The organism is Stenotrophomonas sp. GD04054 (genome assembly GCF_029836955.1).
In the GTDB taxonomy this organism is placed as follows: domain Bacteria; phylum Pseudomonadota; class Gammaproteobacteria; order Xanthomonadales; family Xanthomonadaceae; genus Stenotrophomonas; species Stenotrophomonas maltophilia_A.
In genome coordinates, this window is sequence record NZ_JAOECR010000001.1 from 21,680 (window position 1) to 42,557 (window position 20,878).

Sequence of the window (20,878 nt, forward strand, 5' to 3'; positions counted from 1 at the left end):
TGGCCGGCTTCCCGGATTGTCCGCGGTTGCCGGCCAGCGGCCGGCACTACCGGATCAGAGGCCTCAGGCCGCCATCGCGACCTTGCGCAGGCGGTCCAGCACGAAGTCGGCCAGTTCGTGCGGCGAATACTTGGCGACGAAGGCGTTGGCACCGACGCGCTCGACCATCGCATTGTTGAATACGCCCGACAGCGAGGTATGCAGCAGGACGTAAAGGCCGGACAGGCCCGGATGGCGCCGGATTTCCGTCGTCAGCGTATAGCCGTCCATGGCCGGCATTTCGATGTCCGAGATGACCATGGCGTAGCGCTCGGCGGGGTTCTCGCCCGAGGCCTGGATCTGCAGCAGGTGGTCCAGCGCCTGCTTGCCGTCGGAAAGCAGGGTGGCGCCGACCCCAAGCTGGTCCAGCACGCTGCGGATCTGCTGGCGGGCTACACGAGAGTCATCCACCACCAGCACCTGCAGTTGCGGGCCGTCGGCGGGCATTGCCATCGCCGGGTCGAGTACTGCTTCACCGCGCACCTGGGCGATATCGGCCAGCACGCTTTCAACGTCGATCACCTGGATCAACTCACCCTGGAAGCGGGTCACCGCCGTCAGGTAGCTTGATTCGGCGCCCAGTTCCGGTGGCGGGTGGATGTCTTCCACCGCGATGTTGACGATGCGCTCCACGCCGCTGACCAGGAAACCCTGGATCGAACGGTTGAATTCGGTGACGACCAGGTAGCCGGGCGAGGTGTCCGCATCGGGCTCACGCTCGGGGTGGCCGATGGCCAGGCCCAGGTCCAGCACCGGCACCGAGCGGCCACGGACGTCGGCCACGCCGGCGAACTGGCTGGGCAGTCCGGGCACCTGGAACAGCTCCGGGCGGCGCAGGACTTCCTGCACCTTGAAGACATTGACGCCAAAAAGCTGACGTCCGCCGAGGCGGAACAGCAGCAACGCCAGGCGATTGTGGCCGGCCAGTCGGGTCCGCTGGTCGATCCGGTTGAGCAGGTCATGGGACATGGCTGCTGTATCGGCGGGGTGGGCGCCGAACTTGAGCGCTTTTGTAGAGTCGCGCCATGCTCGACCCTGCCTCTGTAGAGTCGAGCTTGCTCGACTGGTCATGAAAGCAGTCGAGCAAGCTCGACTCTACACAAGCCGCTCTGGCACACCCCTTGCACGCACCTGGGCCAGATCCCTTCGACAGGAGGCGCCATGCGCCGGGTCACATCGCTCTTCGCCATCGCGCTGGCCCTGGCCTCGCCGTGGGCGGTTGCCGCCGACTGGCAGCCGGTGGCCAGTATCCGCACCGCCGCGTTGTCGACGCTGCCGGCAGGCAGCGAGGGCGAGGCCCAGGTGGCCGATGCGCTGCGCTTGCCCAGGTGTGGTGGCGCGCTGCAGGTGCAGCCCACCGCCAACACCACGGTTGAAGTCAGCTGCCCCGATGCCGGCGGGTGGCGCCTGTTCGTACCGGTAAAGGTGCGGCGCAACCAGACCGTGCTGGTGCTCAACCGCGGAATCGGTACTGGAGAAACCCTCACCGCCGCCGATATCACCACTGCCCAGCGTGACGCCGCCCGGATTGCCGGTGCGGTGCTGGCCGATCCGAATGCAGCGATCGGCCGCATCGCCCGCCGTCCGTTGCAGGCCGGAGCCCTGCTGTCGAACAACGATCTGGTGGTGCAGCGTCTCATCAAGCGAGGAGACAATGTGGCCCTGGTTTCGCGTCGCGGCTCGGTCGAGGTCCGTATTGCAGGCCGTGCGATGGGCGATGCCGGTGAAAACGAACGGGTCTCGGTGGAGAACCTGTCCTCGCGGCGGATCGTGCAGGGCACGGTCGATGCCGCCGGTGACGTAATCGTGGCGCGTTGATTTACCGCAAAATATCCCTAAAGATCACGGCCCTGCGGCCGTTATCCCTTGTGAACGGCAACTCCAGGACACCCCATGAGCCAGAAAATCGACGGCAACCTGCAGGTCCCCCAGGCACTGCGCAGCGTGACGACCCCGGCCAACAAGCCCGGCGTCAGCACCGATGCGGCGACGCGCCCGGTCGAAGCGGCCGACAGCCTGCGCCTGACCGGCGAGGCCACCAATCTGCAGGCCATCGAGCGTGAGCTGACCACCGCCCCGGCAATCGACGCCCAGCGTGTGGCCGCAGTGCGCGAGTCGCTGCAGAACGGCACCTACAAGATCAATCCGGACGCGATCGCATCGCGCATGCTTGAGCTGGATCAGCAGCTGCACGGATGACCGCGCCGATGAGCGAACAACTGCAGCGGCTGGCCCAGGCGCTTGACGTTGAACGTCAGGCGCTGGTCGATCATGACGTACACGCGCTGATCCGGGCGACCGGTGCCAAGCTGGAGGCACTGCGTGCACTGGAAGGCACGCCGCCGCTTGGTGAGGGGGATCACCTCCAGGAACTGGCCGAACGCAACCGAGCCAATGGCGTGCTGCTGTCGCGCCGGCGCCGCGAGGTCGATTGGGCGCTGCGCCAGCTCGGGCGTACCGAGGCCTCCTCCTCCTATGATGCCAAGGGCCAGTCGCATACGGTCACTGCGCGGCGCCCACTCGCCATCGCCTGACGCGACGGCGGTCGCACATCCCACCCCCGCGGGCTGAAGCCCGCCGCACGACCGCGTATATTGGGCGCCTGTTCGAATGCCCCGAGTCGCCGTGTCCGCTGCCAACGCCCTGGTTACCGCCCCCCTTCCGCCGCAGCCGGTGCTGCAGGCGCTGCTTGAGCGCCTGCGCGAAGGGCTGCTGCTGTTCACCGAAGACGGGCAGGTGGCCCTGGCCAACCCGGCCGCGCAGAACCTGCTGGCCAGCGGTGAGGGCGGCGGCCTGCCACCGCCGCAGCGCCTGCGTGAACTGCTGCCGCCTGATGCATTGGAGCAGGCGCGCCAGCATGGTCACTGGAACGGCAGCCTGCCGCTGGGCGAGGGCGTGGTCATCGCCCATCTGTATCACCACGGCCCGGTCGGCCAGGGGCACTTCCTGGCGTTGTTCCGCCATATCGAAGGCCAGGAAGACTACGAACGCGAATTGCAGCAGCGTCATGCAGAGCTGCGGCAGGCCTACCTGCGCCTCAACGGTACCCAGGAAAAACTGCTTCAGTCGGAGAAAATGGCCTCGATCGGCCAGCTCGCCGCAGGCGTCGCGCACGAAATCAACAACCCGATCGGCTACGTGCACTCCAACCTGGGCAGCCTGCAGGAGTACCTGCGCAGCCTGTTCACCGTGATCGAAGCCTACGAACGCGCATTGCGGGCGCCGGACCCGAAGGCGCTGATCCCGGAGATCGACGATATCCGTGACCGCCTGGACATCGATTTCATCAGCCGCGACCTGCCGCAGCTGATGGCCGAGTCGCGCGAAGGCATCGAGCGGGTGACGCGCATCGTGCGTGATCTGAAGGACTTCTCGTATTCCGGCCGCGACGAGTCGTGGAAGCTGGTCGACCTGCACGCGGGCCTGGAATCGACCATCAACATCATCTGGAACGAGCTGAAGTACAAGGTCACCCTGGTGCGGGAGTTCGGCCAGTTGCCGTTGGTGGAGTGCCTGCCGTCGGAATTGAACCAGGTCTACATGAACCTGCTGCTCAACGCCGGCCACGCCATCGCCGAGCGCGGCACGATCACCGTGCGCACCGGCGTCGATGGCGATCACGTGTGGGTCGAGTTTGAAGACACCGGCGGTGGCATCTCGCCGGAACTGCGCCAGCGCATCTTCGATCCGTTCTTCACCACCAAGCCGGTCGGCAGCGGCACCGGCCTGGGCCTGTCGATCTCCTACAGCATCATCAACAAGCACCACGGCCGCATCGACCTGGACAGCACCCCGGGCGTGGGCTCGCGCTTCCGCGTGGTGCTGCCGGTGAAGCAGCCGCGTTGACTGCTTCAGGTAGTGCCGGCCGCTGGCCGGCAACCTCATTGAACCCGACATCCAGAGCGGCCGGCCAGCGGCCGGCGCTACCAGAGGGGATCGTTACCGCAATGGGCGATCCTCGCCGCCATCTCCGCTTTCCACCGGCGCCGGACCGGCGTTGCTGCGGCGCTGTTCCTCATAGGTGCGGAACGCCTGGTGGATGTGCTTGCGCAGCTCGTCGTCGTTCCACGGCTTGGTCAGGAAGCGATAGATCGCACCGCGGTTGATCGCGTCGGTCACGGTGTTCAGATCGGTGTAACCGGACAGCACCAGGCGGATCGTGTCCGGGTACAGCATCTTCACCCGGCCCAGGAACTCGGTGCCGCTCATGTCGCTCATGCGCTGGTCGGACAGGATCACCTGCACGTCATTGATTGCCAGCAGGTCGAACGCATCGCGCACGTTGCCGGCGGCCAGGATGCGGTAGCCGTCGCGACGGAACAGGCGCACCAGCGAGCGCAGTACGTTCTCTTCGTCGTCCAGCAATAGCAGCGTGCGGTCGGGACGGGTCTCGGCAAAGGCTTCCGGACGCAGGTAGCGGCGGCGCAGGGTCATGCCGGCGGCATCGGCCGACATCGGTTCGCCGAACAGGTAGCCCTGGAACACATCGCAGTCGTTGCGGCGCAGGAAGCCCAGCTGGGCCTGCGATTCCACACCGTTGGCGATCACGGTCATGCCCAGCTGGTGGCCCATGGCGATGATCGCGCGGGCGATGGCCGCCTCACGGTTGCCGGCCGGCGCGCTCTTGATGAAGCTGCGGTCGATCTTGAGCTTGTCCACCGGGTAGCGGACCAGTGCACTCAGGCTGGAATCACCGGTGCCGAAATTGTCCAGGCTCAGGCTGATGCCTTCGTTGCGCAGATTGGCCAGCGTCTCGTGCACGAAGTTGACGTTGTTGGTCAGCGCGCTTTCGTTGATCTCCAGCGTCAGCATCTGTGCCGGCACGCCCGCGGCCTGGATCAGGCCCATGACTTCAGCGAAGAAGTTGGGCCGCAGCAGCTGCAGTGTGGAGACATTCACCGCAATGGTGAAGTCGTCGAAGCCCTGGTCGCGCCACAGGCGGGCCTGCTTCAGTGCGCCTTCCAGCACCCAGGTGCCGATCTGCACGATGATGCCCAGCCGTTCTGCCGTGCGCATGAAGCGCTCCGGCACCAGCATGCCAAGCGTCGGTGACTGCCAGCGCAGCAGCGCTTCCATGCCGACCACGTGGCCATCGCGGGCGCTGACCAGTGGCTGGTAACGCAGTTTCAGTTCGCCGTTGGGAATGGCGTCCACGATCTGGCGGGCGATGATGCTTTCGCTGTGCGCGCTCGGCGGCGTATCCACGGCGTGGATGCGCACCGCGTTGCCGCCTTCGCGGGCCGCCTGGTACAGCGCATCCTCGGCGTGATCGAGCAGGCGCGAGGTGCTGCTGGCATGGTCCGGACACAGGCTGACGCCCAGCTTGCCGGTCATGAACAAGGTGTACGGCAACACCGACAGTGGAAGTTCCATCTGCTGCCGGATCTCCTCTGCGAAGTCCTCCGGCAATGGCACGTCGGCGGTGCGTGGCACTGCGATCAGGAACTCATCGCTGCCGTGGCGCCACAGCTTGCCGCGACCACGCAGGTAGGACTGCAACCGCTGCGCCACCAGCACCAGGGCCTGGTCACCCACCTCGGCGCTCATGTTTTCGTTGACCGAGGCGAAGTGGTCGATGTCCACGTGCATCAACATCAGTGCGGTGCCGCCCGAGGCCGCCTCGGCGACCATCGCCTGCAGCTCGGGGTTGCCGGCGCCAAGGCGGTCAGGCGCATCATCGATGCTGACCGGGGGCTGGTTGGGATTCCACATAGGCTCAGTAGTCCGGTGACTCAACGGCGGCCATGCTGGCCGCCTGGTAGGGGAGGTGTACGTCGATCAGGGTGCCTTCGCCGTGTGCGGATTCGATCCGCACATGGCCACCGACGCTCTGCGCACGCTCACGCATCACGATCAGGCCCAGCCCGCGCGGACCGTCGGGGTCGAAACCCTCGCCGTCGTCGCGGATCTGCAGGTGCAGGCCGCGCTGGCCGACATCGCGCAGCTGCAGCAGGACCTGGCTGGCGCGGGCGTGGCGCAGTACGTTGGTCAGGCTTTCCTGGGCGATGCGGAAGCAGGCCTGCTCGATGCTGTTGTCGGGACGATGCGGCAGCGGCTCGATCTCGGCCAGCAGTTCCACTGGCGACGATCGGAACAGCACCCGTGCCTGCCAGCTCAGGGCTGCTTCCAGGCCCAGCGCGTCCAACTGTGGCGGGCGCAGCAGGGTAGAGATGTCGCGCAGCTTGGCCACCGTGGTATCGGCCAGGCTGACGATCTGTGCCAGGTCCTCGCCGCGGCGCTGCGGATCGTCCTCGTCCTGAGCGGCATACGCAGACAATTTGATCGCTGTGATCGCCTGGCCGATATCGTCGTGCAGGTCGCGCGAGATCGCGCGGCGCTCATCCTCCTGCAGTGAGAACAGGCGGCCGGCCATCGCCTGCAGTTCACGGTTGCTGGTTTCCAGTGCACTGCGGGTGCGCTCGGAATCGCTCAGGTCGCGCACGATCAGCAGCTTGCAGTCGCGTCCGCCATAACGCACTTCGCCCACCGCCAGGCCGGCATGAAAGCTGCGGCCATCCGCGCGCTGCATTGCCACCACGCTGCTGTGGCCAGGGCCCAGGTGGGGCTGGCCAGCGCGCAGCTGGGCGCGCACCCGCACCAGATCGGTGGCGGCAACCAGCGCCGACAGCGGCTCGCCGAGCAGGGTGTGGCTGCCATAGCCGAACAGGCTGGCGGCCCAGGCGTTGGCGTACAGCACGTGTTCGTCGGAGAGGATGACCACGCCGTCGGGCAGTACTCGTACCAGCTCGCGGAACTGTTCCTCGCGCTCGCGCAGCAGGCGTCGCGACTGCTCGCGCTCCGTCACGTCCTGCAGGGTGCCCAGCACGCGGTTGCGGCCGGCCTCGTCGATGCCGCTGGCCGCACGCAGATGCACCATCAAGGCGCGCCCATCCATCGACAGCAACGGCAACAGCACGTCCACCTGCACGGGATCGCCGGAGCAGAGCTCGGCCAGCAGCTGTTCGGTCTGGGTGGCGGTGGCCGGGTCGGCCGGCACCAGCAGTTCGTCGAAGCGATGCCAGCGCCGCGCCTCGGGCGGACGGCGACCGAGCAAGCGATAGACCTGGTTCGAATAGCGGCCAAGTCCCGTGGAGGGGTCCAGTTCCCAGGCGCCGATGCGCGCCAGCTCGTGGGCTTCCTCCACCCGCGCCAGCGCCTGGTCGCGTCGCAGCTGGGCCAGGTCTTCGGCGGTGCGGTCGATGGCAATCAGCAGGCGGGCGTTGTGGCCGTCATAGCTGATGGCATTGGAGCGAAGTTCCATCTGACGCAGCGAGCCGTCGCGCAGCTGCAGTTGGGTACGCAGGATGCACAGTTCCTCCGGTGCCTCGCGGATCGCCTCCAGCTTGGTCTGCAGTGCCTGGTCCTGGCCTGGCGGCCACAGCGAATCGATGGTCTGCTCCAGCAGTTCGTCACGGTCCCAGCCGAAGGCCGTACAGGCCGCCGGATTGGCATCGAGGATCGCCAGCGTATCGAGGTCGTAGACCAGGATCGGGCCGGGGTTGCCTTCGAACATCTGCCGCAGGCGCAGCTCGGAGGCCTGCTGGCGTGCATGGGTGTGCAGCACATGCTCGGCCAGCGGGCGCAGCAGCAGATACAGCAGGCCCGCGCTGGCAAGGGCGAAGAACGAGCCCTTCAGGCCCTGCCACAAGGCCGCCTGCTGCGGGTCGGGCACCAGTGCCTGCACTGCACTGTCGGTGGAGATCATCCAGGCCAGCGCCATCGCCAGGTAGCTCAGCACCACCCGGCGCCGGTCGCGGCTCAGCGCCTGCGCCATCCGCGGGTCGGGAACTGGGGCGTTGCCGGTCGGTTCTGCGGGCATGGACAGGGCGGAAGAAAGGGGCGCCGGCCATCTTACCGCGCAGGTGCGCCCAGACCACTCAATTATCCGCCGCAGGCGCCGTTAACCACTGCGTGCCCCGCTGACGGGCGTGTCATCCGGAGCAAGATCGCGTGGACCAAGGGATCATCGCCAGCCTGCTGCAGCACCCGCTTGCGTCGGCGCTGGTCATCGTCGACCGCACGGGCCGCCCGCTGGCGGCCAATCCGGCTGCGCGCGAGCATGGCCTGCCGGCGACCGTGGCTGCGTATGCGCCGATGCTGGAAGATCTGCGCCTGATGGCCGCCGATGGCGGCATCGTGGCCTGCACGCTGCCGGGTGGCCCGCACGGCCACTACGACGGCCACCTGCGCGCGGTGCATGATGGCGCCGGCAACCTGCTGGCCTTCACGCTGAGCATTCCCGAGCCGGTGCCGCTCGGCGGCGGTGGGCGCTGGGAGCTGGCGCTGGACAGTGCTGGCCACAGCCTCTGGGACTGGGACATTCCCAGCGACCGTGTGGTGCGCACCCCGGCACTGGGCGATGAAACCGCTACCGAGATTCTGGCCCGCGTGCACAGCGAGGACATCGCACAGGTGCGGGCTGCACTGGATGAGCATCTGCGTGGCTTGAGCGAACAGTACAGCGCACAGTTCCGTTTCCGCCAGGGCGACGGCCAGTGGCGTTGGGTACTGGACCGCGGGCGCGTGATCGCGCGCACCGCAGATGGCCAGCCGCTGCGCATGGTCGGCACGCATACCGATATCGAACAACAGAAGCAGCTGGAAGGGCTGCTTCAGGAACAGCAGCTGCACCTGAGCGAGGCCCAGCGCATCGCCAGCATGGGCAGCTGGTCGTTCGACCCCAACAGTGGTCATTTCTGGTGGTCGCCGGAGCTGCGTTCGCTGCTGGCGTTGGAGCAGGGGGCCGTACCCGGCCAGCGGCGCTGGCTGAAGCAGCTGCATCCGCGCTCGCGTGGTGCGCTACGCGCAGCATGGCGGCGCTTGTGGCGCGACGGCCGGGCCGCCAACCTCGAGCTGGAGCTGACCCGGGGCAACGAACCGTCGCAGCATCTGCGGCTATGGATGCAGCCGCTGCTGGACATGGATGGCCAGCCCAAGCGCCTGCTCGGCCAGGTGCAGAACATCACCGAGCAGCACCAGACCGATGCACTGATCCGCTGGCGTACCGAACTGCTCAACCGTGTTTCCGCGTTGGGCCGCATCGGCGGCTGCGAGATCGAAGTGCAGACCCGGCACATGCAGTGGACCGAGGAGTGCTACCGCATCCACGGCCTGCGCAAGGAGCCGATCACCCTCGACCAGGCACTGGCGCTGTACACCGAGGATTCGCGCAATGCCTTCGACGCCGCGTTGGTCCGGATTGCCGGCGGCGGGCTGCCCGAACAGCTGGACCTGTGCTTCTACCGCCAGTCCGGCCTGCGCGTGTGGGTGCAGGTACTGATCGAGCTGGATCGCCGCGATGGCCTGCCGCCGCGCTTCGTGGTCCTGTTCCGTGACATCACTCGCGAGCGCGAAGCCAACGAGCGCATCGAGCTGCTGGCCCACTACGACCTGCTGACCGGCCTGCCCAATCGTGTGCTGCTCGGCGAGCAGACGGCAGAAGCCATCGAGGAAGCGCGCGACCGCGGTACCTCGCTGGCGATGCTGTTCATTGATCTGGACGGCTTCAAGACCATCAACGACAGCTTCGGTCATGCCACCGGTGATGCGCTGCTGAAGGCTGCCGCCACCCGCCTGCACCAGAACCTTCGCAACAACGACCTGTTCGGCCGCTTCAGTGGCGACGAGTTCATCGTGGTGTTGCGCGACCTGGCCGAGCCGGAAGACGCCGGCCACGTGGCGCGCAAGCTGATCGCTTCGCTGGCCGAGCCATTGCGCCGTGGCGAGACCACGTTGAAGGTCGGTGCCAGCGTCGGCATCGCGATGCTGGGCGATGCGCAGACCGATTTCGACTCACTGCTGCGTGCCGCCGACGCCGCGATGTACGCGGCCAAGGAAGCGGGGCGCAACACCTACCAGTACTACAGCCAGGACGCATTGGCCCGCATCCAGCGCAAGCTCGAGTTGGAGCATGCCCTGCACGGGGCGATCGAACGCGAAGAGTTCAGCCTGGCCTACCAGCCGCTGCTGCATGCGCACCAGGGCGAGCCACCGGCGATCGAGGCACTGCTGCGCTGGCATCGGCCCGGCATCGGCTACTGCAGCCCGGCCGAGTTCATTCCGATTGCAGAGAAGTGCGGCGAGATCGTGCGCATCGGCGACTGGGTGCTGAATGAAGCCTGCCGCCAGGCGATCGCTTGGGACCGGGCTGGCCTGTGTTTCGACCGCATCGCGGTCAATGTATCGGCGGTGCAGTTACGTGACCGTGGCTTTGCCGAGCGGGTGATCGAGATCTGCCATGCCCACGGCTGGCCGCCGCAGAGGCTGGAACTGGAGCTGACCGAGTCGGCGTTGATCCGTGACACCGACATTCTGCGCCACTGCTTCGACGTGCTGGAACGGCACGGCGTGCCACTGGCGGTGGACGACTTTGGTACCGGCTTCTCGAACCTCAATTATCTCAACCGCTTCCCGGTCGGCCGCCTGAAGATCGACCGCAGTTTCGTGCAGGGCATGCTGCATGACTCTGGCACGGCCGAAGTGACCCAGGCCATCGTGCACCTGGGCCACGCGCTGGGCATGAAAGTGGTGGCCGAGGGTGTGGAAACGCACCAGGAAGAAGACATGCTGCGCCGCCAGGGCTGCGACGAGATCCAGGGTTACCTGTACTCGCGCCCGCTCAGCCCGCGCGACCTGGCGCAGTGGCTGCGGCAGCAGCATCCAGCGCCTGGGCGCACAGACGCTGCCAGCGAGGTCGTGCTGGCACGCTGAAGTTGGCGCCGGGCCTTGCCCGGCGGGATCGCCGCACGCCGACGCACCGCTCTGGTAGGTGTCGACCTTGGTCGACACGAACGCCGATGCTCGCGATCATCCACGCATGGCGTGGATCTACTGCGATGCGGCAACCATTCGCTGCGGAAATTCGGAGCGAAGCCTTGCGCGCACTGCTTCCACCACATGTGCATAGCGTCGGCGCTGGATGAAATAGCCCATGTAGAACAGCAGCAGGGCCACCAGCATCGGCGACGCAGCCGGGCGGACCATGATGATCGGCACCAGCATCAGTGTCAGGCCCAGCGCGAACCAGCTGCACCGCCCGACCACCCGCACCTCCCTGCGTTGCGCGTCGATCATCACCCGCCCGCGCATCAGCGGAAAGTAGCGACCGCCAAAGCTCGGCGCGAAGCTCTCGCGAAAGGCGACACTGCCGTCCGGCAGCGCGCGGAACACCAGGCGCAGCCAGGTATCGGCCGGCAGATCATGCTCCAACCCGGCCAGCGAAAGCTGCGCCAGCTCTGCGGGCGTAGCGGCGATGCGCTGATTGAACAGGACGATGCCTGTGCGGAAGAAGAACGGCGCCCACAGCACAAGCAGCAGGACTTCGATCAACAGCACGGCGATCAGGGCGATGGCCATCGGTCTTCCATGAACGGGACCTGCGCATCATGCCATAGCGATTTCGCCACCCCAGTAGATCCACGCCATGCGTGGATGTTGCCCGGAACCAGCTACCGTCCTCGCGGGGCGGTCCAGTGAATCGAGCAGTCTCCTGGATTCAATCGTCTTCCACCAGATCGCTGAGATCCAGAATCTGTGGATCAACACTGTGCGCGACGATGCTTCGGAGCATTCCAGCCTTTGGGCGTAGGGCATAGCAATGCATCGTATGGATGGGATTGAATTCCAGCCACGGGCAGGATGAGTGCCCCACGATAGCCGGCATGTTGAAATTGATGTCTTTTGGATCATCCAGTGGCAGGGTCCATTTGCCGCCGTGATGCTCCCACACTACATCGCCCAGATATCGTGAAAACACAATCCTCAGGCCATCCTGTTCGTCCTCCGACAACGTTGCAGCCATCGTCGTGTACAGCGTCTCCAGGCGATCAAGGCTCTCCAGGCTGCCGTCAAGGTCGACGCCGCGGAGCTGTGCTTGTTCGATCAGCCATTCAATCTGATCGTCCATGATGATCAGAAACTGTTCGAAGGTTTCTCGCGCTTCTTCGAAATTGAATGCCATGCGGCCACCAGGGAGGGAGAGCGACGAGTGTGCCCCGGGCCTGTGATCCACACCATGCAACATGTCCGAAAGGGTGGAAGGGCGATCGCATGCATCCACGCATGGCGTGGATCTACCGTTTCATCAATGCGATGCCTGCAATGGAATAGCTGGCGATCAACAGCCCGAACGCGTACTCCGCGACGATGATCAGCCAGAAGGTCATCGGCTCGATGTCCCGCCATGCATCAATGGTGCCGGACCGGTGATGGCTCAGATGAACATGCCCGGTGTTGATGGCAGTTGCCGGCGCCCAGGCAAATAGAAAGGCCATCAGCATGAAGAGCAAGCTGCCGAACAGGAATGCGACAGGTCTATGCCGGGGCGGCCGCAAAGTGGCGTAGGCGGGGCGCCAGGTGAAGGTGACCGCGATGAACACCATTACAGCAAATCCCAGCCAGGTCATGAACGTGGTGCTCATGCGACGACACTCCGTGTCCAGCCGTAGGTGGCATGGGCGGATCATGCCATGGGTTTGGAGCGGGTGGTGGTGAAGGCCATCCACGCATGGCGTGGGTCTACCTCAAGGCTTCCCCATCCAACCCCAGGTCCCACGCCAGTCCCAGCAGCGCGTCGTCCGTGCGGGACAGGGCAGGGCGCGCATCGGCCAGCTGCTGCAGTTCGCGGATCTCCTCGCGGGCCACCTCTTCCAGCTGCTGCAGCTGCTCACGCACGCTCGCGTTGCGCGGGCGCTCGGTGTCGGCGAGGGAGGGCAGGGCGCGGATCAGGGTCATGGTGCGTGTACAGGATGCATCCAACGGCGGGTTACAGGCAAAGGCCCCGGACGAACCGGGGCCTTGCGGGCTGCCGGCAACGGCAGCGGACATCAGGATCAGAACAGCTCGACGGTGCCGGCGCCCATGCTCTGCTGGGCAACCGGCTTGTGCGGCGGGCGTTCCCATTCGCTGCGCAGTTCCCGCAGGCGGCTGCCGGTGCGCTGAAGGGCGGTGGCGATCTCTTCGTCGAACACGCCGCCATTGCGGTGCAGCAGTTCCTGCAGGGCCACTGCCTCGCGGTTGATCGCGGTCAGGCGGTCCAGGTGGGTGTGCACGCCGCCCAGCGCCTGGGTGGCGATGTCTTCGAACTGCAGGGCGCGCACGGCTTCGGCCACGCTGCCATCGATCGAACGGGCGCAGTCGGAGACTTCGCGCATGCCATCACCCAGCGACGCATTGATCTGCGCGACGTTGTCGAGCATCGCCGCCGCTTCCTGGCGCGCTTCGCGGGAGCGGTCCATGTCACGCGAGGCCATGTGCGAGACCGTCTCGCGGACCTTGGCGATGGCGTCCTTGGAGCTGTGCGCCAGCTTGCGGATCTGCTCGTTGAAGGTGGTCGAGCGCTCGGACAGGTTGCGCACTTCGTCGGCGACCACCGCGAAGCCACGACCGGCTTCACCGGCACGCGCGGCTTCGATGGCGGCGTTCAGCGCCAGCAGGTTGGTCTGGTCCGCGATCGACTTGACGTCTTCCAGCAGCGCGAAGATGCCATCCAGGTGCTGCGCCATCTGGTCGATGTGCTGCACGGTGGTGCTGCTCTGGCCGCTCACCTGTTCCAGTGCTTCCACCAGCTGCTCCATGCGATGGCTGGCGTGCTGGGCGAAACGGGCAACGTCGAGGCCGGCATTGCCTTCATCACCGGCTCGATCGACGATGCGCGACAGGGCCTGGCTCTGCTGGCGCGACTTGCGGTTCATGGCGTCGAAGCTGCCGCCCAAGCTGGACACCGCCTGGCGGATCAGGTCACGGGCGCGTTCCACTTCGCCACGCGAGCCGTCGATCTCGTTGCCGACGAAGTTGCGCAGTTCGGTCAGCAGCTGGTCCTGCTCACGCAGGACACGGGCGTGTTCCGGGGAACGGTGCGCCTGGGCGCGGGTGGTCCACCACGCAAAGCCCAGCCAGCTCAGCGTCATCGTGGTCAGGATCGCCCAGCGCAGGGCGGCCGGCCATTCGAAACCGATGGCGAAGGGGAGCAGCAGGGTCAGAGCCAGGGGGGCGGCCAGACGGATGAAAATGCGTGAGTACATGGACGTTCTCGGGAGGTGCACGGAGGATGTATCGGCCGTACCCCCTTTCTCTTTAACGTCGATATGCCTCGAAGTGCATTCTGAATGCGCCGGTTTTCCGACGCCTCGGCGGCTTCGGGGTCAGAGCCCTTTCCTTGCCGGAAAAGGATCCGACCCCATGGGGCTCAGGCCAGCTGGCGGTCCACGGCCTCGATCATCGCCTTGCGGCTGAACAGGAAGTCCCAGTAGCTGCCGCCCAGCTGCCGCCACAGCACCGCCGAGCGCACCGCGGCCAGCAGCAGGGCGCGGATCTCGGCGACCACACCGGCCTGGCCCAGGTAATGCGGGTTGCCCTGCACCATCACCCGCGGCTTCAGGTGGCTGATGGTGTCGGCGTACAGGCCACCCAGGTTGGCCAGCACGTCCGGGTGCCCACTGTCGCCCAGCTCGACGGCCTGGCGCTGGGCGCGCTCGATGCCCGAGGCGACCTTGTTCACGGTGGCGCCATCCTGAACGAAGCGGCGCTCCAGCTGCAGCACCGACAGGGCCAGCTTGGGCAGGATCGGGTCCTGGCCCTGGCTGCGGAAGTAGTTGTGCAGCAGGCGCAGGCCGGACTTCAGTGCATGGCGGTCACCGAACACCTCCTGCGGCGAGGACGCATCGACACGGAACACGCTGTCCACGGCGGTGCGCACGGCGGCGGCGTCGGAATGGCCGGTATCGGCGATGCGGCGTACCTGCTGCAGGGCCTGGGCAATGCCGGCCAGGGCCAGGACGCGGTCGTCGACAGTGAAACTCATGCAGCGATTACCTCAAAAGGGGAAGGGGTGGTGCGCAGGCGCTGTTCCAGCGGCGCATCGGTGGCGGCGATCACCGCGCCACCCAGGCACACGTCACCGTCATACAGCACCAGCGATTGACCGGGGGTAACGGCGCGCTGCGGGCGCGCGAAGGTGACCAGCACGCTGCCATCGTCCAGCACCTGGACCGTACACGGCTCATCGGGCTGGCGGTAGCGGGTCTGGGCGGTGCATTCGAAGCGCCGTGCCGGCGGCGAACCAGCGATCCAGTGCGCGGTTTCCGAACGCAGGCGCTCGGACAGCATCCACTTGCTGTCGCGGTCCTGGTCCACGTACAGCACGTTGCTGGCCACATCCTTGCCGACCACGTACCACGGCGCGGCCGGGCGTCCACGCACGCCGCCGATGTTCAGGCCCTCGCGTTGGCCCAGGGTGAAATAGAACACGCCCGGATGCTCGGCGATCACGCTGCCGTTGGCCGGGTCGAGGATCTGGCCCGGCTTGGCTGGGAGGTAGCGGCCGAGGAATTCACGGAAGTCGCGCTCACCGATGAAGCAGATGCCGGTGGAGTCCTTCTTGGCGTGGGTCGGCAGGCTGACGTCACGCGCGATCCGGCGCAGGTCGGTCTTTTCCAGGTCGCCGATCGGGAACAGGGTGGCCGCCAGCTGCGCCTGGCCCAGCTGGTGCAGGAAGTAGCTCTGGTCCTTGGAACGGTCGGCGCCACGCAGCAGCAGCCACTGGTGGCCGCGCTGGGTCACCCGCGCGTAGTGGCCGGTGGCAATGCGTTCGGCGCCCAGCTCGCGGGCGGCATCCAGGAAGTGCTTGAACTTTACTTCGCGGTTGCACAGCACGTCCGGGTTCGGGGTGCGGCCGGCCGCGTACTCGGCCAGGAAGTGCTCGAACACCCCCTGCCAGTACTCGCTGGAGAAATCACGGAAGTGGAACGGGATACCGAGCAGGCCGCAGACGGCCACCGCATCGCGGCGGTCGTCCTCGGCGCGGCAGTCGCCGCTGCCGTCGTCGGCCCAGTTCTGCATGAACAGACCGGCTACGGCCTCGCCCTGCTGCACCAGCCGCCAGGCGGCGACCGAGGAGTCGACGCCACCGGAGACGCCCACCATCACGCGCGGAGTGCTCATGCGACCTCCCGGACCAGCGAAAGCGGATGGCGCTGGCCACCCAGGAAATCAGCCACCACCTGCCAGACCAGCGGGCTGCGCAGGCGCTCCGTAGCGGCCTGCAGCTCGGCCGGGGTCAGCCACAGCGCGCGATCGATGCCGGTGTCCAGCGGCTGCGCCGGGTCGTGCGAGACCGGACGCGCCGCATAGCAGAAGCGCAGGAAGGTGGTGCCGTCGCCGGCCGTCCACTGGTAGCAGCCGATGAAGTGGGTCAGCTGCACCGTCCAGCCGGTTTCCTCGCGGGTCTCGCGCAGGGCTGCCTCGGCCAGGCTTTCGCCCGGCTCGAGGTGGCCGGCCGGCTGGTTCAGCACCTGGCGGCCGTCGATGGTCTCCTCGACCAGCAGCACGCGGCCACCGTCGACCACCACGGTGGCGACAGTGGCGTGCGGTGCCCAGCGCGGGTCCGGCGTGGTGTTCAACTCAGAACTCGTCCTTCTTGGTCAGTTCCAGCTCCATGGCGTCGGCGGTGCGGATGGCCGCATCGATGGCATCGCTGAGCTGGTCGGCCGTGGCATCGGCGTCGATCTTGACCACGAACATGGCGGTGGTGTCCTGCTTCACCCAGCCTCCCATCTTGGCGTCCTGCGAATCTTCCAGCAGGCGGTTGGCTACGGCCACCGGGAACTGCTTGGTCTTGGCGTTGTAGGCCGGCGACCAGATCTCGCGGATGTTGTGGGTGCCGAAATCTTCCACCGACGAGCGCACGTAGACCATCTGGGTGCGATCACCCTCGACGTCGAACACCATGCGGTAGTCGCCGTCCTCGTCGACCTCGTAGGTATAGCCCAGCTTGTCCAGGTGGCGGGCCACGGCCTTGTCGGCCTGGGTCTCGGCGGCGGCGGAGTCGGCGGCGGCCAGGGCGATCAGCAGGGCGGGAAGAAGGGTCCTTTTCATGAAGATCCTGTGAAACAGTGTTGAGAGAGGGTGCAATTGTGACGGTGGGCGTGCGTGCCGTCCAATCTGCGGCAGGCCGACGCAGGCTGGCCCGTGCCTCTATAATGGGCAGATGCCCCATGAGTCTTCCCCCGATTCCCATCACGAGCACGGCGTTGCCGTGGAGCCCGCGCGCCCGGAAGTGGCGCCGCCGCCGTTCTACCAGGTGATGCTGCTCAACGACGACTACACCCCGATGGATTTCGTGGTGGACGTGCTGCAGCAGTTCTTCAGCATGGACCTGGACAAGGCCACGCAGGTGATGTTGCACGTCCATACCCGTGGCCGCGGCGTGTGCGGGGTGTTCACCCGCGAAGTGGCCGAGACCAAGGTCGCCCAGGTCAACGAGTATTCGCGGATGAACCAGCACCCGCTGCTGTGCACGATGGAAAAGGCCTGACCGGCTGCCGGTTTTCGTCCGGGCACATCGAGTCCGGACCCGGTGTGCCCACCAAGGTGGGCACCTACCAGAGCAGAGGCCCGTATCGATAATGGATGGGGCGTGCCCACCAAGGTGGGCATCTACCAGAGCGCGGGATCAGCCCTCCGCCAACGCCTCCAGCGCCATTCTCGCCACCGCCTCGTCGACTTCGGCGGGGTCGCCATCATCGCGGAACCACGCCGCTGACAGCCCCGCGCTGGCTGCGATCCAACGCAGCAGCCTGTGTCGCTCGATCCCCGCCAGCGCAGTGACCTGCTCCACCCGGGCGGCAAACCGCTCGGGCTGTGTCGCAACGTGGATTCCCGGCCCGCACAGGTCCGGGTTGCTGAACAGCGTCGTGTAATCGAACGCGCGGTCGCCCAGCAGCCGCTTCGGGTCGATCGCCAACCAGCCGCGCGCGCCGAAATCCAGCACGTTGTCGTGGTGCAGGTCGCCGTGCAGCGGCCGGATCTCCTGTTCCTGCTGCAGCAGTCCCTCCGCCAGTGATCTGCACTGTTCCAGCAGTGTCGGCAGCGCAGCCCTTGGCTGCAGCAGGTCGGCGAACCATGTTCGCAGGCAGACCAGTTCCGCTGGCGGTGCGCTCCGTGGCCGGTGCAGCCGTTGCAGGACCTGGCACAGGACCGTGGTGCAGGTGTCATCGTCGCCCTTGATCGAACGTTGCCGCAGTGAGTCGCCGCCGGCACGTTCGATCAGGATCGCCGGCCCCTCGTGGGCCAGCAGGCGGGCGGCGCCGTCACCGTCCCACCAACGCAGCAGGCGATGGCTGTTCTGCTCTTCGGTTTCGCTGCTGATCTTCAGCATGGCCGGCTCGCCGGCGGCGGTCAGCACCGGCCAGAGCTGGGCATGGGGCGTTTCGATGGCTGCGCCATCACGCCGCAATCGCCAGCGGCTCAGGTAGGGTTCGCTCATGCCGGGTGGGCTGTCCTGGAGTGAATGAAGATCAATCGATTCGCACTGATAACGCCATCTGAACGCAGCAATCCGCTAGGGTGATGGAAATCGCGTAGTCAGGCCGCATATTGTCCCCATCTGCCGCCGGAGTAATCCATGTTCAGCAAAGACCTCGAACACACCATCGGCCAGTGCTACAAGCGCGCCCGTGAGGCCCGGCATGAGTTCATGACGGTCGAACACCTGCTGTTGGCACTGCTCGACAACCCGTCCGCCCAGGCCGTACTGAAGGCCTGCGGCGCCGACGCCGAACGCCTGCGCCAGGAGCTGGAGCAGGCCATCGAGGCCTCCGTGTCCCGCCTGGCCGAAGATGACGGCCGCGATACCCAGCCGACCCTGGGCTTCCAGCGCGTGTTGCAGCGGGCCGTTTACCACGTGCAGTCCTCGGGCAAGAAGGAGGTCACCGGCGCCAATGTGCTGGTCGCCATCTTCGGCGAGAAGGACTCGCACGCCGTCTACTACCTCAACCAGCAGGATGTCACCCGGCTGGATGTGGTCAATTACCTGTCCCACGGCATCGCCAAGCTGGGCGAGGAAGGCGAGCAGCCGTCGTCCTCCTCCGAGGGCGAAGGCCGCATCGAAGGCGGGGAGGGCGAGCCGAAGGGTGATGCTCTGACCGAGTTCGCCAGCAACCTCAACGAACAGGCCCGGGCCGGTCGCATCGACCCGCTGGTCGGCCGTGCCGACGAGATCGAGCGCACCATCCAGGTCCTGTGCCGCCGCCGCAAGAACAACCCGCTGTACGTAGGTGAGGCGGGCGTAGGCAAGACCGCCATCGCCGAGGGCCTGGCCCGCCGCATCGTCGAGGGCTCGGTGCCCGACGTTCTGGCCGATGCGGTGATCTATTCGCTCGACCTGGGCGCGCTGGTGGCCGGCACCAAGTACCGCGGCGACTTCGAGAAGCGCCTGAAGAGCGTGCTGACCGCGCTGAAGAAGGTGCCCAATGCGGTGCTGTTCATCGACGAGATCCACACCATCATCGGTGCTGGCTCGGCGTCGGGCGGCACCATGGATGCCTCCAACCTGATCAAGCCGGCGCTGGCGTCCGGAGAGCTGCGCTGCATCGGCTCGACCACCTTCCAGGAGTACCGTGGCATCTTCGAGAAGGACCGGGCGCTGGCCCGCCGCTTCCAGAAGATCGACATCGTCGAGCCGACCGTCGGCGAGACCTACGAGATCCTGCAGGGCCTGAAGTCCAAGTACGAGCTGCACCACGGTGTGACCTATTCCGACGAGGCGCTGCAGGCGGCGGTGGACCTGTCGGTGAAGCACATCGGCGACCGCCTGCTGCCGGACAAGGCGATCGACGTGATCGACGAGGCGGGCGCCCGCCAGCGCCTGCTGCCGGAAGGCCAGCGCAAGGAGCTGATCGACGTCGAGGAAGTGGAGGCGATCGTCGCCAAGATGGCGCGTATCCCGACCAAGCAGGTCAGCGCCACCGACAAGGATGTGCTGCAGCACCTGGAGCGCAACCTGAAGATGGTGATCTTCGGCCAGGACCCGGCCATCGAGACGCTGTCCTCGGCGATCAAGCTGGCCCGTTCGGGCCTGGGCAACCCGGAAAAGCCGATCGGCAACTTCCTGTTCGCCGGTCCCACGGGTGTCGGCAAGACCGAGGTGACCAAGCAGCTGGCGCTGCAGCTGGGCATCGAGCTGGTCCGCTTCGACATGTCCGAGTACATGGAGCCGCATTCGATCAGCCGCCTGATCGGTGCGCCTCCGGGCTACGTCGGCTTCGACCAGGGTGGCCTGCTGACCGAGAAGATCGTCAAGACGCCGCACTGCGTGCTGCTGCTGGACGAAATCGAAAAGGCGCATCCGGACATCTTCAACATCCTGTTGCAGGTGATGGACCGCGGTGTGCTGACCGATACCAACGGTCGTGAAGCCAACTTCAAGAACGTCGTGCTGGTGATGACCACCAATGCCGGTGCGGCGCAGGCCTCGCGGCGTTCGATCGGCTTCACCAAGCAGGACCATGCCACCGACGCGATGGAGACCATCCGCCGCAGCTTCACCCCGGAATTCCGCAACCGCCTCGACGCGGTGGTGCAGTTCCAGGCGCTGGGCTTCGAGCACATCCTGCGCGTAGTCGACAAGTTCCTGATCGAGCTGGAGATGCTGCTGCAGGACAAGCACGTCAGCCTGTCGGCCACCCCGACCGCGCGCGACTGGCTGGCCCACCATGGTTTCGACCCGCTGATGGGTGCCCGCCCGATGGCCCGCGTGATCCAGGACAAGATCAAGCGTCCGCTGGCCGACGAGCTGTTGTTCGGCAAGCTGGTCAACGGTGGCAAGGTCAGCATCGACGTCCGCGACGACGAGCTGGTGGTCGAGACCCAGGCCGAGCCGGAGCGGCTGCTGCCGGTCACGGTGGAATGAGCTGATGCCATAGGCTTGGCGTGAAAGACTGGAAATGACAAGGGCGGCTTCGGCCGCCCTTGTTGTTTCCAGTGGGGCTGTCGTCCGCGGCCTTGCTTGAACGGAACGGAGGTGCCAATGCTGTCTTCTGGTCGCGATGGGGTGTTGCCCTGT

General features: G+C 66.3%; 20 protein-coding genes. 7 read left to right on the forward strand and 13 right to left on the reverse strand.

Annotation, left to right across the window (positions count from 1 at the left end; genetic code table 11):
• Nucleotides 1–63 precede the first annotated feature (63 nt).
• Nucleotides 64–1,008 carry a chemotaxis protein gene (locus tag N7573_RS00115; protein WP_049421926.1) on the reverse strand — a complete coding sequence of 315 codons (945 nt, stop codon included), beginning with the start codon at nucleotides 1,006–1,008 and terminating at the stop codon, nucleotides 64–66.
• A gap of 192 nt (nucleotides 1,009–1,200) precedes the next feature.
• On the opposite strand from N7573_RS00115, the gene flgA reads away from it, so the two are divergent.
• From flgA to N7573_RS00135, 4 genes are all read left to right on the forward strand, one after another.
• Nucleotides 1,201–1,857 carry a flagellar basal body P-ring formation chaperone FlgA gene (gene flgA / locus N7573_RS00120; RefSeq protein WP_049421927.1) on the forward strand — a complete coding sequence of 219 codons (657 nt, stop codon included), beginning with the start codon at nucleotides 1,201–1,203 and terminating at the stop codon, nucleotides 1,855–1,857.
• 75 nt (nucleotides 1,858–1,932) lie between these two features.
• Complete coding sequence (gene flgM / locus N7573_RS00125) at nucleotides 1,933–2,238, forward strand: flagellar biosynthesis anti-sigma factor FlgM (protein ID WP_049421929.1); 306 nt, start codon at nucleotides 1,933–1,935, stop codon at nucleotides 2,236–2,238.
• Nucleotides 2,235–2,573 carry a flagella protein gene (locus N7573_RS00130; RefSeq protein ID WP_049399388.1) on the forward strand — a complete coding sequence of 113 codons (339 nt, stop codon included), beginning with the start codon at nucleotides 2,235–2,237 and terminating at the stop codon, nucleotides 2,571–2,573. The genes flgM and N7573_RS00130 overlap by 4 nt, the downstream gene beginning before the upstream one ends.
• A 91-nt stretch (nucleotides 2,574–2,664) precedes the next feature.
• Complete coding sequence (locus tag N7573_RS00135; protein ID WP_019337422.1) at nucleotides 2,665–3,885, forward strand: ATP-binding protein; 1,221 nt, start codon at nucleotides 2,665–2,667, stop codon at nucleotides 3,883–3,885.
• Between the two features lie 93 nt (nucleotides 3,886–3,978).
• Here the strand turns inward: N7573_RS00135 and N7573_RS00140 are convergent, their stop codons facing one another.
• Both N7573_RS00140 and N7573_RS00145 read right to left on the reverse strand, forming a co-directional pair.
• On the reverse strand, nucleotides 3,979–5,751 hold the full coding sequence (locus N7573_RS00140) for an EAL domain-containing protein (protein WP_032127372.1): 1,773 nt from the start codon (nucleotides 5,749–5,751) through the stop codon (nucleotides 3,979–3,981).
• A 4-nt stretch (nucleotides 5,752–5,755) separates the two neighbouring features.
• The gene (locus N7573_RS00145) at nucleotides 5,756–7,858 is read right to left on the reverse strand and encodes a PAS domain S-box protein (RefSeq protein ID WP_279911927.1); all 2,103 of its coding nucleotides are present in this window, start codon (nucleotides 7,856–7,858) and stop codon (nucleotides 5,756–5,758) included.
• 131 nt (nucleotides 7,859–7,989) lie between these two features.
• On the opposite strand from N7573_RS00145, the gene N7573_RS00150 reads away from it, so the two are divergent.
• Nucleotides 7,990–10,749: an EAL domain-containing protein gene (locus N7573_RS00150; protein WP_279911928.1), complete on the forward strand. Its 2,760-nt coding sequence runs from the start codon at nucleotides 7,990–7,992 to the stop codon at nucleotides 10,747–10,749.
• Nucleotides 10,750–10,866: 117 nt separating this feature from the next.
• Here the strand turns inward: N7573_RS00150 and N7573_RS00155 are convergent, their stop codons facing one another.
• The 9 genes from N7573_RS00155 to N7573_RS00195 form a co-directional block, all read right to left on the reverse strand.
• A complete protein-coding gene (locus N7573_RS00155) occupies nucleotides 10,867–11,394 on the reverse strand; it encodes a hypothetical protein (protein WP_279911929.1) in 528 nt (175 codons plus the stop codon).
• A gap of 139 nt (nucleotides 11,395–11,533) precedes the next feature.
• Nucleotides 11,534–11,998 carry a hypothetical protein gene (locus N7573_RS00160; protein ID WP_279911930.1) on the reverse strand — a complete coding sequence of 155 codons (465 nt, stop codon included), beginning with the start codon at nucleotides 11,996–11,998 and terminating at the stop codon, nucleotides 11,534–11,536.
• A 112-nt stretch (nucleotides 11,999–12,110) separates the two neighbouring features.
• On the reverse strand, nucleotides 12,111–12,458 hold the full coding sequence (locus N7573_RS00165; protein WP_107431879.1) for a hypothetical protein: 348 nt from the start codon (nucleotides 12,456–12,458) through the stop codon (nucleotides 12,111–12,113).
• 97 nt (nucleotides 12,459–12,555) lie between these two features.
• Nucleotides 12,556–12,771, reverse strand: coding sequence for a hypothetical protein (locus tag N7573_RS00170; protein WP_049399379.1), 216 nt, complete (start codon nucleotides 12,769–12,771; stop codon nucleotides 12,556–12,558).
• Between the two features lie 98 nt (nucleotides 12,772–12,869).
• Entirely contained in the window at nucleotides 12,870–14,060 is a 1,191-nt protein-coding gene (locus N7573_RS00175; RefSeq protein ID WP_032127364.1) for a methyl-accepting chemotaxis protein, read from the reverse strand.
• A gap of 164 nt (nucleotides 14,061–14,224) precedes the next feature.
• Nucleotides 14,225–14,839: a high frequency lysogenization protein HflD gene (gene hflD, locus N7573_RS00180; protein ID WP_279911931.1), complete on the reverse strand. Its 615-nt coding sequence runs from the start codon at nucleotides 14,837–14,839 to the stop codon at nucleotides 14,225–14,227.
• Nucleotides 14,836–15,978, reverse strand: a complete 1,143-nt coding sequence (gene mnmA, locus N7573_RS00185; RefSeq protein WP_279911932.1) for a tRNA 2-thiouridine(34) synthase MnmA — start codon at nucleotides 15,976–15,978, stop codon at nucleotides 14,836–14,838. Before mnmA ends, hflD begins: the two co-directional genes overlap by 4 nt.
• Nucleotides 15,975–16,436, reverse strand: a complete 462-nt coding sequence (locus N7573_RS00190) for an NUDIX hydrolase (protein ID WP_071227431.1) — start codon at nucleotides 16,434–16,436, stop codon at nucleotides 15,975–15,977. Before N7573_RS00190 ends, mnmA begins: the two co-directional genes overlap by 4 nt.
• Nucleotide 16,437: 1 nt before the next feature.
• A complete protein-coding gene (locus tag N7573_RS00195; RefSeq protein WP_279911933.1) occupies nucleotides 16,438–16,911 on the reverse strand; it encodes a hypothetical protein in 474 nt (157 codons plus the stop codon).
• A 112-nt stretch (nucleotides 16,912–17,023) separates the two neighbouring features.
• On the opposite strand from N7573_RS00195, the gene clpS reads away from it, so the two are divergent.
• The gene (clpS, locus tag N7573_RS00200; RefSeq protein WP_006444529.1) at nucleotides 17,024–17,350 is read left to right on the forward strand and encodes an ATP-dependent Clp protease adapter ClpS; all 327 of its coding nucleotides are present in this window, start codon (nucleotides 17,024–17,026) and stop codon (nucleotides 17,348–17,350) included.
• 138 nt (nucleotides 17,351–17,488) lie between these two features.
• Here clpS and N7573_RS00205 read toward each other — a convergent pair whose 3' ends face one another.
• Complete coding sequence (locus tag N7573_RS00205) at nucleotides 17,489–18,301, reverse strand: APH(6) family putative aminoglycoside O-phosphotransferase (RefSeq protein ID WP_279911934.1); 813 nt, start codon at nucleotides 18,299–18,301, stop codon at nucleotides 17,489–17,491.
• A gap of 138 nt (nucleotides 18,302–18,439) precedes the next feature.
• Between N7573_RS00205 and clpA the strand changes: the two genes are divergently transcribed.
• Complete coding sequence (gene clpA / locus N7573_RS00210) at nucleotides 18,440–20,725, forward strand: ATP-dependent Clp protease ATP-binding subunit ClpA (protein WP_049421950.1); 2,286 nt, start codon at nucleotides 18,440–18,442, stop codon at nucleotides 20,723–20,725.
• The last annotated feature ends 153 nt before the right edge of the window (nucleotides 20,726–20,878 follow it).

Bases quoted from the DNA above. Each gene is read 5' to 3' on its own strand.
- flgM (WP_049421929.1), top strand. From the start codon at position 1,933: ATGAGCCAGAAAATCGACGGCAACCTGCAGGTCCCCCAGGCACTGCGC.
- mnmA (WP_279911932.1), bottom strand. From the start codon at position 15,978: ATGAGCACTCCGCGCGTGATGGTGGGCGTCTCCGGTGGCGTCGACTCC.
- N7573_RS00170 (WP_049399379.1), bottom strand. From the start codon at position 12,771: ATGACCCTGATCCGCGCCCTGCCCTCCCTCGCCGACACCGAGCGCCCG.
- hflD (WP_279911931.1), bottom strand. From the start codon at position 14,839: ATGAGTTTCACTGTCGACGACCGCGTCCTGGCCCTGGCCGGCATTGCC.
- N7573_RS00140 (WP_032127372.1), bottom strand. From the start codon at position 5,751: ATGTGGAATCCCAACCAGCCCCCGGTCAGCATCGATGATGCGCCTGAC.
- N7573_RS00205 (WP_279911934.1), bottom strand. From the start codon at position 18,301: ATGAGCGAACCCTACCTGAGCCGCTGGCGATTGCGGCGTGATGGCGCA.
- clpS (WP_006444529.1), top strand. From the start codon at position 17,024: ATGCCCCATGAGTCTTCCCCCGATTCCCATCACGAGCACGGCGTTGCC.
- N7573_RS00195 (WP_279911933.1), bottom strand. From the start codon at position 16,911: ATGAAAAGGACCCTTCTTCCCGCCCTGCTGATCGCCCTGGCCGCCGCC.
- clpA (WP_049421950.1), top strand. From the start codon at position 18,440: ATGTTCAGCAAAGACCTCGAACACACCATCGGCCAGTGCTACAAGCGC.
- flgA (WP_049421927.1), top strand. From the start codon at position 1,201: ATGCGCCGGGTCACATCGCTCTTCGCCATCGCGCTGGCCCTGGCCTCG.
- N7573_RS00145 (WP_279911927.1), bottom strand. From the start codon at position 7,858: ATGCCCGCAGAACCGACCGGCAACGCCCCAGTTCCCGACCCGCGGATG.
- N7573_RS00130 (WP_049399388.1), top strand. From the start codon at position 2,235: ATGACCGCGCCGATGAGCGAACAACTGCAGCGGCTGGCCCAGGCGCTT.
- N7573_RS00115 (WP_049421926.1), bottom strand. From the start codon at position 1,008: ATGTCCCATGACCTGCTCAACCGGATCGACCAGCGGACCCGACTGGCC.
- N7573_RS00155 (WP_279911929.1), bottom strand. From the start codon at position 11,394: ATGGCCATCGCCCTGATCGCCGTGCTGTTGATCGAAGTCCTGCTGCTT.
- N7573_RS00160 (WP_279911930.1), bottom strand. From the start codon at position 11,998: ATGGCATTCAATTTCGAAGAAGCGCGAGAAACCTTCGAACAGTTTCTG.
- N7573_RS00175 (WP_032127364.1), bottom strand. From the start codon at position 14,060: ATGTACTCACGCATTTTCATCCGTCTGGCCGCCCCCCTGGCTCTGACC.
- N7573_RS00165 (WP_107431879.1), bottom strand. From the start codon at position 12,458: ATGAGCACCACGTTCATGACCTGGCTGGGATTTGCTGTAATGGTGTTC.